Source organism: Idiomarina sp. UBA4206 (assembly GCF_002383015.1).
Lineage (GTDB): Bacteria > Pseudomonadota > Gammaproteobacteria > Enterobacterales > Alteromonadaceae > Idiomarina > Idiomarina abyssalis.
This window is the reverse complement of sequence record NZ_DFTS01000030.1, coordinates 12,995-21,254: the sequence shown is the minus strand read 5'-3', so window position 1 is coordinate 21,254 and position 8,260 is coordinate 12,995. Positions and strand designations below refer to the sequence as shown.

The window sequence follows — 8,260 nt, the reverse complement described above, 5'->3', positions numbered from 1 at the left end:
GGCCCATGGCATCGGAAATAGGAATGTCTTCCTGCCAGGTTTTCTGTAGCTCAGTACACCATTCGGGTCGATAAATTATGCGGTTATATTCAGTAAAAGACTTACGTAAGTGATGTTCTGCCATTGGGTTATTCACGGTATCGGCTTCTTCCGCGACTTCGTAACCACACTTCTTGTAAAAGCCGATGGTATTGTCGCGTGAGTTGATCACGACATGGGTTGCGCCTTCTTTGCGCGCAGCAAGCTCCAGCGCGTAGATAATAGCAACCCCATGGCCTTCGCCACGGTATTCAGGTGCAACGGCCATAAAGCGTATTTGAGCTTCTTCCGGGCTATTAAAATGCAGCCGGCCAACGGCAACGGCTTCGTCAGCTTCATTCACGACCATTCGGTGATGACCCACTTGATCGTATTCGTCTTGTTCAGAGCCCAGTGGCCGTTGAAAGGGTTCACGCAGAACCCGCCAGCGAAGGTAATAATAACGTTCGAGTTGCTCGTCGGTTTCAGGAGTAATAACGCGATACATGACAGTTATACCTTCAATTCAAATGTAACCGGGCCGTCATTGACCAGTTCAACCTGCATATCGGCCGCAAAACGACCGGTTTCTACCGGAACGCCCTGAGCAGCTATTTTATCGCAAAACACCTGATATAAATGTTGAGCCTGGTCGGGGGTTGCTGCCGATGAGAAACTGGGGCGACGACCTTTACGGGTATCTGCCGCCAGTGTGAATTGAGAAACAACCAGGGCTTTGCCTTGTTGATCAATGACACTGTTATTCATTTTGTCGTCGGCGTCACTAAAAATCCGATAATGAGCAATGCGTTTTGCCAGCTTTTCGGCACTGGTTTCGTCGTCCTGGTGTTCTACTCCGAGCAAAACTAGCAGCCCGTGGTCAATGGCACCGACAACTTCATCGGCAACGGTGACCTTGGCACGGCTAACGCGCTGAATCAGTCCGATCATGAGTACATACCTTTAAAAAAGAGAACCGCTATGGTCGGTGAAAATTCAAAGCAGGTCAATCAGACTTCGGCTCAGGCAGCTGTAACTGATACTCCTCTAAGCTAACGGTTAAAACCGCGCCAATGAGTACAATCAACCAGGAAAGGTAAATCCATACAATAAGAATAGGAATAGTGGCCAGCGCGCCGTAAATGGCCTGATAGGTTGGGAAGAAGGTGATGTACAGTGAAAATAGCTGTTTACTCAGCTCGAATAAAAGTGCCGCGATAACCGCACCAAAGGCGGCATAGCGGAATTTAACCTGACGGTTAGGTACCAGCTGATACATGAGCACAAAGAATACAAAAGAGGTGACAATGGGTACGAACCATAAGACAAAGTTTTGTACACCGGAAACATATTCATCTGCAAACTGGCTGAGCGAAATCAAATAAGACGTGGCTGCCAGACCGGAACCGATAAGTACCGGGCCGAGTGTAAGCAGCATCCAGTAAACCGCAAAAGAAACTAACCAATGTCTACTGCTGGAGTCTCGCCAGATATTATTCAGTGCTTTATCAATGGCTGACATGAGCATAATAGCCACAATGAACAGAAAGCCAACGCCAATGGCTGTCATTTTCGAGGCGTTGGTAACGAACTCATTCAGGTATTGCTCAAGTTGCTCGCCCGAAGTGGGAAGTAAGTTGGCGAACAAGGCCTGTTCAAGGTTTTCCTGTAACTCCTCAAACATGGGGAAAGCGGAAAAAACCGTAAACATGACCACTAACAGAGGCACTAACGACAGCATGCTGACGTATGTTAAATGACCAGCGGTAATGTTCGTATTGTCACTGTTAAACCTCTTACCAAAGTACTTGAGAAAGCCTAAGGTATGTTCGAAATACGATTTCCAGTCAAGTTGCATCATGATGTACTGAGCTAATCCAGTTTAAATAACGTAGGGAAGTATAAACTATCATGATAGAGAGTAGCGCAAATGGCAATGGTGGTATTGGGTGCCGGTGGTGGATTAGGCCAGGCCTTAACACGGGAATTACAAAATCAGTTTCCTGATGAAGAAATTATTGCGTTGTCTCGTCAGCCTCAAACTGGGTTATTTGACTCGGGTAAAATAACCTATTGCCAAATTGATGACTACAGTGAAGACTCGTTGAGCGCGTGGGTGAGTGACTTTAAAAGTGGCGGCAAGCAGCTGACGGGAGTCATTTCAACTATTGGTATGCTGCATGATGAAAAGACGTTTCCAGAAAAGAAATTGTCAGACATTACTGCGGACAATCTGACTAAGTTGTTTTCTGTTAACGCAATAAAGCCGCTATTAGCGCTGAAGGCTTTTTTACCTATTCTTGACCGTAAAAACACCCGGTTTTGGGTGCAGTTGTCGGCAAAAGTGGGCAGCATTGAAGATAATTATCTGGGTGGCTGGTATGCATACCGGTCGAGCAAGGCGGCGTTAAATATGCTACTGAAAACGGCGTCTGTAGAATTAAAACGAACCCATAAAAAATTATCGATAGCAGCGGTGCATCCGGGGACAACAGATACTGACTTATCGAAACCTTTTCAGCAGCGTATTTCAGCCGACAAGTTGTATTCGCCGGAATTGTCCGCAGAACGAATAGTCGAAGTCGTGAAAAATTTGAAACCCGAGCAGTCCGGTGGGTTATGGCACTGGGACGGCTCAGCGTTACCTTATTGATTTAATTTGCTTTTCGTTAAGGAATGTCTCTTAATTGGTATGGGGCACAATGCAGTGCAAGGAGAACACGATGTTATATATTTTAGCGATTTTATTCCCGCCGATTGCAATTCTCTTCACCGGGAAAATATTTCAGGCAATATTTAATGCGATCATCGCCATTATTGGCGTGGTTCTTTTTATTGTATCTTTCGGTGCGTTAGGTGTTATTTATCTGGTCGCTATTATTCACGCTATTATCGCCGTGCATGATTACCGTCAGACCAAACGCGACGAACGCTTAATTAAAGCGGCACGAGGTGACAAATGATGAAATGGACTTTACCAATTGTTGCGGTATTCATACTGTCAGCCTGCCAAAGTGCCTACTACGGCACCATGGAAAAGTTTGGTGTAGAAAAGCGCGACATTTTAGTCGACAGAGTGGATGACGCTCGCGACTCGCAGTCCGATGCGCAGGAGGAGTTCCGTTCAGCGCTTGAGCGTCTGGATACCATGCTGAACATTGATGGTGGCGAGTTGGAACAGCAATACAATGCGCTACGGGACGACTATGAAGACAGTAAAGACGCTGCTGAGAAAGTTCGTAGTCGTATCGATGAAGTTGATGAAGTTGCGAATGACTTGTTCGACGAATGGAGTGAGGAGTTAGGCGAGTACAGCAATGACAATATGCGTCGCGAAAGCGAGCGTCAGTTGCGCGAAACTGAACGGCGTTACGCTGAGTTACTGAGAGTTATGGAACGCGCGGCGGATAAGATGCAGCCGGTTCTGGATAAAATGCAGGACAATGTGCTTTATCTGAAGCATAACCTGAACGCCAAGGCGATTGATGCCATTCGCGGTGAGTTCAGTAATCTGCAAAACGATATTTCCGTACTAATAAAAGACATGGAAGCGGCAGTAGCTGAATCGAACCGCTTTATCGAAGCTATGAAAGATTCCCAATCTTAACGATCAGGAGATGATATGACAGTTTTATTTATTGGTGGCAGTCGCCGTAAAGATTCGCTCAATACCAAGCTCAAGCACCGTTTAGCAGAAGTGGCGGATAAACACGGTATTCGCTATGAGCTGGTTGATGCTGACGCGCTGGATGCTCCGATTTACCACGGTGACTTAGAAGCCGCTGATGGCGTTCCCGAGCCGATGAAAAGGCTGGGTGAAAAAATCCAGTCCGCATCGAAAGTGGTTTTGGTAAGCCCTGAGTATAACTCGTCGGTGTCGCCGTTAGTGAAAAATGCCATCGACTGGGTGTCACGGCTTGATATGGGGGCATGGTCTGGTAAAACGGTTTTATTAGCTGCGGCTTCCCCTGGTGGTTTAGGTGGTTTGCGTGCGGTCAGCCATTTGCGCGATATACTTGCGAATGTAAAAGCCTGGACGGCTCCTATGTGTGCAAGCTGTCCTAATGCCACTGATGAGGCTATTGCTGCAATGGACGAGAGTTTTTTAAAGAGCTTTTTAGAACAAGGAAAGGACTGATTAGTGATTGACTGGCAAATTGTTCAGGAGCTGGGTCCATACTCCTGGAGGGGAATAGGCACGGCACTTTTGTGTGGTGCTATTGTGGGTCTGGAACGACAAATTCGTGGTAAACCGGTTGGTATAAGAACCTCTGCACTGATTATTCTGGGCACCTACCTGTTTTTGGTGGGTGGTTCATCCGTTGTCAGTCAGGGCGGCGATCCATCGCGAGTGATAGGCCAAATTATTACCGGTATCGGCTTTCTTGGCGCCGGTGTTATGCTGGCGCGCGATGGCGTGGTGGTCGGCGTAACATCCGCTGCGACCATCTGGGCTTTGGCGGCCATTGGTATTGCCGTAGGCCTGGGAATGTACGGTGTGGGTATTGTGTTGTCGTTGGTTATTGTTGGCGTGTTGCTTGGCGTTGACCTACTTGAAGACACTTTTCAATCACTAACCCGTGGCGTACACCGAAAATACAGCGGCTGGCGCCGCCGTCGTGGAGACAGTAATGAGCCTTAACGAGTTAAGCCATTGATGTAACTGTCGATGGCCTGGTTCCCGTACTCGACTAAAGGAAAATAGTCTGGTGCGAGCAACCAGTTGTAAATGAGTCCGTCTACCAAAGAAAAAAGACCGATAACAGCAATTCGGGCATCAACTGTTGTTGCTAATTCACCCCTCTCAATAGCTGATTCAAAAAGCTTTTCAATATCGCAGATACATTCATTACGGCCACTTACATGTCGTAATTTAATTGGGTTTACTTCGTCAATGTATTCGCATTTATGAAGTAAAATACTGGCCAGTGAGCGGACTTGCGGGTCTTCCTGAACGCGGCTGATAAATTCCTTCGAGCGCCCTTTAATTTCCTCCAAAGGATCAAACTCGGAGCCTTCAGCGATTTGCTCACGCATTTCATCAATGGGTAGTTTGACGCGTCCCATCAGGGATTCAATGAGATCCATCTTGTTCTCAAAGTGGTGATAGATAGCACCGCGAGTGACACCTGCTTTTTCAGCCACTTGCATCATAGACGTATGGGTTACACCGTTTTCACTAAATAGAGCTTCAGCAGCATCTAATAATTTGGCGCGGGTCTCCATTGCGTCTTCTTTTGTGCGTCGAACCATTTGGGGCTCCAGTTTCTTAACATTCGTTCATTATTATAACGGTTTTTGTTTAATCATGCATCAATGTATGTATATTCTAATACAAGGTTTTCAAAACAATTCGGTAAAAGCGGTTGTGGAATGGGATTTCCGCCCTAATAATAAAGGTATACATTTAGTAAAACGCTGAGGTGTGTGATGAAAAACGAACTCGATAACAAGCTGATGTTGGATGCGTACGAAAAAATCCACACTCATGGTGAAGCCCGTCAGGGGCGTCACTATTTAGAAGGAATTGAAGCTTATACCGACCATGATGGGTATACCGTTTTTTTGGAAGGACATGGCGTTAAGCTGACATTACAATTCCATAACTCGTATCACTTAGACTACGACAACGAAAGACAATACGACCAGTTTATACGGGCCCTTAAAAATATCAGTAAGGGGTATGAAACTCCTGGGCTGGAGAGAGGATGAGCCAACATAAAGCCTATACGGCAATGGAAGAAGTTGCTCACGCGCTAACTCACGGCGTGGGGGCCGTTCTAAGTGTCGTTGCTTTGATTGTCATGTTGGTGTGGACTTCAACTCATGGCGATGCTTTTCATGTTGTAGCGGTGAGTGTATACGGTGCGAGTCTTATTCTGCTTTATACGGCCTCTACACTGTACCACGCATTTCCCTGGCCAAAAATTAAAGCGGTGTTTCAGCAGTTGGATCATGCCGCTATATATGTACTGATAGCCGGTACTTATACGCCATTTGCATTAATTAATCTGAGGGGAGCCTGGGGCTGGACATTGTTAGGCGTAGCTTGGGGTATTGCACTTTTAGGTGTGGTTCTTGAACTTGGCATGAAAAAGCGAATAAAGTGGCTGTCGCTAAGTTTGTATCTTGGTATGGGCTGGATGGCGCTTATAGCGATTAAGCCCATGATTGATAACGTGGATGCTGGTGGCTTGATGTTACTGGTTGCCGGCGGCCTGGCATACACTTTTGGTGTTATTTTTTATGTCTGGAAAACGCTGCCGTACCATCACGCGGTTTGGCATTTATTTGTATTAGCGGGCAGTGTTTTTCACTTCTTTTCTATTTTCTATTTTGTGTTGCCTCAACCGGACTTATTGTCAGTGAACGGATGAGCACGAGTCGGATAATAGACAATAAAAAAGCCCACTATGAAGTGGGCTTTTTACTATCTAACTAAAACTAATTAGCCGTTCTTAGGTTCACGACTTAAACGTTTACGATCGTTTTCTGTCAGAGCACGCTTACGGATACGAATAGATTGTGGTGTTACTTCAACCAGTTCGTCATCGTTAATGAACTCAAGCGCCTGTTCCAGTGTTAAACGAATAGGCGTACTCAGCGTTTGCGCTTCATCCGTACCAGAGGCACGAACGTTGGTTAGCTGCTTACCCTTCAGACAGTTTACTGTCAGGTCGTTTGAACGGTTATGAATACCAATGATCTGGCCTTCATAAACTTCATCACCGTGCGATGCAAATAGCTTACCGCGTTCCTGCAGATTAAACAGAGAGTAAGTCAGAGCTTTACCCTGAGCATTTGAAATCAGTACACCGTTACTACGCTGACCAATGGTGCCGCCTTTGTGCGGGCCGTAGTGGTCAAACGTATGGTACATCAGGCCAGTACCAGAGGTTAAGGTCATAAACTCTGTCTGGAAGCCAATCAAACCACGGCTTGGTACTTCAAAGTCGACGCGAACGCGACCTTTACCGTCTGGTGTCATGTTGGTCATTTCGGCTTTACGTAAGCCTAATTTTTCCATAACGGCACCTTGATGCTGCTCTTCAATATCAACCGTCATGGTTTCGTAAGGTTCCAGTTTCTTACCATCTTCGTGCTTGATAATAACTTCCGGACGAGAAACGGCTAACTCGAAGCCTTCACGGCGCATGTTTTCGATAAGAACACCTAAGTGCAGCTCACCACGGCCTGATACACGGAAACGGTCCGGGTTATCAGTTTCTTCAACGCGCAGTGCGACGTTGTGAACCAACTCTTGCTGCAAACGCTCAAGAATTTGACGAGAGGTAACAAACTTACCTTCTTTACCCGCGAAAGGTGAGGTGTTGACCTGGAAGGTCATGGTTACAGTAGGCTCATCAACGGTTAACGGCTTCATTGCCTCGGCTTTACCAACCGCACAAACGGTGTCGGAGATTTTTAATTCGCCCAGGCCGGTAATAGCGCAAATGTCGCCTGCTGCTGCTTTGTCGGCTTCAATACGGTCCAGACCTAAGTAACTAAAGACTTTACCAATTTTGCCGCTGCGCTCTTTGCCGTCAGCACCAACAATAGTAACTGGTTGGTTAACTTTAACGCTACCACGGGTAACACGGCCGATACCGATAACGCCTAAGTAGCTTGAGTAATCCAGCTGTGACACCTGCATCTGCAGGTCACTTTCGGGGTCTGCGTCCGGGTGACTTACCTTATTAACGATAGTTTCGAACAATGGCGTCATGTCGCCATCCTGATCGTCTGCGTCTAATGATGCCCAGCCATTAAGTGCTGATGCATAAACAACCGGGAAGTCCAGCTGCTCGTCGGTAGCGCCGAGGTTGTCAAACAAGTCGAAGACCTGATCCATAACCCAGTCTGGGCGCGCACCAGGACGGTCAACTTTGTTGATAACCAATATTGGATTAAGACCGTGAGAGAAGGCTTTCTGCGTGACAAATCGAGTTTGAGGCATAGGGCCGTCAACGGCGTCAACCACTAACAATACAGAATCCGCCATAGAAAGTACGCGCTCAACTTCGCCGCCAAAGTCGGCGTGTCCTGGAGTATCCAGAATGTTAATGCGGTAATCTTGCCAGTTAACCGCGGTATTTTTAGCCAGAATGGTAATGCCACGCTCTTTTTCAAGATCGTTGGAATCCATAATACGGTCTTCTATCTCACCACGGCTTTCTAACGTGCCGGATTGTTGCAACAACTTGTCGACTAGGGTGGTTTTACCATGGTCAACGTGCGCGAT

The 8,260-nt window shown here is 46.7% G+C and carries 12 protein-coding genes; 7 read left to right on the top strand and 5 right to left on the bottom strand.

Annotated features, from left to right (window positions below; genetic code table 11):
• The 3 genes from B3180_RS06405 to B3180_RS06395 all read right to left on the bottom strand — a co-directional run.
• Positions 1–526, bottom strand: a 526-nt coding sequence (locus B3180_RS06405) for a GNAT family N-acetyltransferase (RefSeq protein WP_286843607.1), incomplete at its 3' end; no start/stop codon positions are given.
• A gap of 5 nt (positions 527–531) precedes the next feature.
• A complete protein-coding gene (gene dtd / locus B3180_RS06400; protein ID WP_278358924.1) occupies positions 532–969 on the bottom strand; it encodes a D-aminoacyl-tRNA deacylase in 438 nt (145 codons plus the stop codon).
• 55 nt (positions 970–1,024) lie between these two features.
• Complete coding sequence (locus tag B3180_RS06395) at positions 1,025–1,879, bottom strand: virulence factor BrkB family protein (protein WP_054490303.1); 855 nt, start codon at positions 1,877–1,879, stop codon at positions 1,025–1,027.
• A gap of 69 nt (positions 1,880–1,948) precedes the next feature.
• On the opposite strand from B3180_RS06395, the gene B3180_RS06390 reads away from it, so the two are divergent.
• The 5 genes from B3180_RS06390 to B3180_RS06370 all read left to right on the top strand — a co-directional run bounded on the left by B3180_RS06390 (position 1,949) and on the right by B3180_RS06370 (position 4,660).
• Positions 1,949–2,671, top strand: coding sequence for an SDR family NAD(P)-dependent oxidoreductase (locus B3180_RS06390; RefSeq protein WP_224798376.1), 723 nt, complete (start codon positions 1,949–1,951; stop codon positions 2,669–2,671).
• A gap of 70 nt (positions 2,672–2,741) precedes the next feature.
• The gene (locus tag B3180_RS06385) at positions 2,742–2,981 is read left to right on the top strand and encodes a hypothetical protein (RefSeq protein WP_054490299.1); all 240 of its coding nucleotides are present in this window, start codon (positions 2,742–2,744) and stop codon (positions 2,979–2,981) included.
• A complete protein-coding gene (locus B3180_RS06380; protein WP_222235940.1) occupies positions 2,978–3,625 on the top strand; it encodes a DUF2959 domain-containing protein in 648 nt (215 codons plus the stop codon). Before B3180_RS06385 ends, B3180_RS06380 begins: the two co-directional genes overlap by 4 nt.
• A gap of 15 nt (positions 3,626–3,640) precedes the next feature.
• A complete protein-coding gene (locus B3180_RS06375; RefSeq protein WP_199495046.1) occupies positions 3,641–4,156 on the top strand; it encodes an NADPH-dependent FMN reductase in 516 nt (171 codons plus the stop codon).
• A 3-nt stretch (positions 4,157–4,159) separates the two neighbouring features.
• A complete protein-coding gene (locus B3180_RS06370) occupies positions 4,160–4,660 on the top strand; it encodes an MgtC/SapB family protein (RefSeq protein WP_199495045.1) in 501 nt (166 codons plus the stop codon).
• On the opposite strand, the gene B3180_RS06365 is transcribed toward B3180_RS06370, so the two are convergent.
• On the bottom strand, positions 4,657–5,271 hold the full coding sequence (locus B3180_RS06365) for a TetR family transcriptional regulator (protein ID WP_199495044.1): 615 nt from the start codon (positions 5,269–5,271) through the stop codon (positions 4,657–4,659). The two genes, B3180_RS06370 and B3180_RS06365, sit on opposite strands and share 4 nt — an antisense overlap.
• A 177-nt stretch (positions 5,272–5,448) precedes the next feature.
• On the opposite strand from B3180_RS06365, the gene B3180_RS06360 reads away from it, so the two are divergent.
• Positions 5,449–5,730, top strand: coding sequence for a DUF3081 domain-containing protein (locus B3180_RS06360; protein WP_054490288.1), 282 nt, complete (start codon positions 5,449–5,451; stop codon positions 5,728–5,730).
• Positions 5,727–6,395, top strand: coding sequence for a PAQR family membrane homeostasis protein TrhA (gene trhA / locus B3180_RS06355; RefSeq protein WP_199495043.1), 669 nt, complete (start codon positions 5,727–5,729; stop codon positions 6,393–6,395). Before B3180_RS06360 ends, trhA begins: the two co-directional genes overlap by 4 nt.
• A gap of 71 nt (positions 6,396–6,466) precedes the next feature.
• Here the strand turns inward: trhA and typA are convergent.
• Positions 6,467–8,260 (bottom strand): translational GTPase TypA (gene typA / locus B3180_RS06350; protein WP_286843601.1); only part of this gene is annotated, 1,794 nt, incomplete at its 5' end.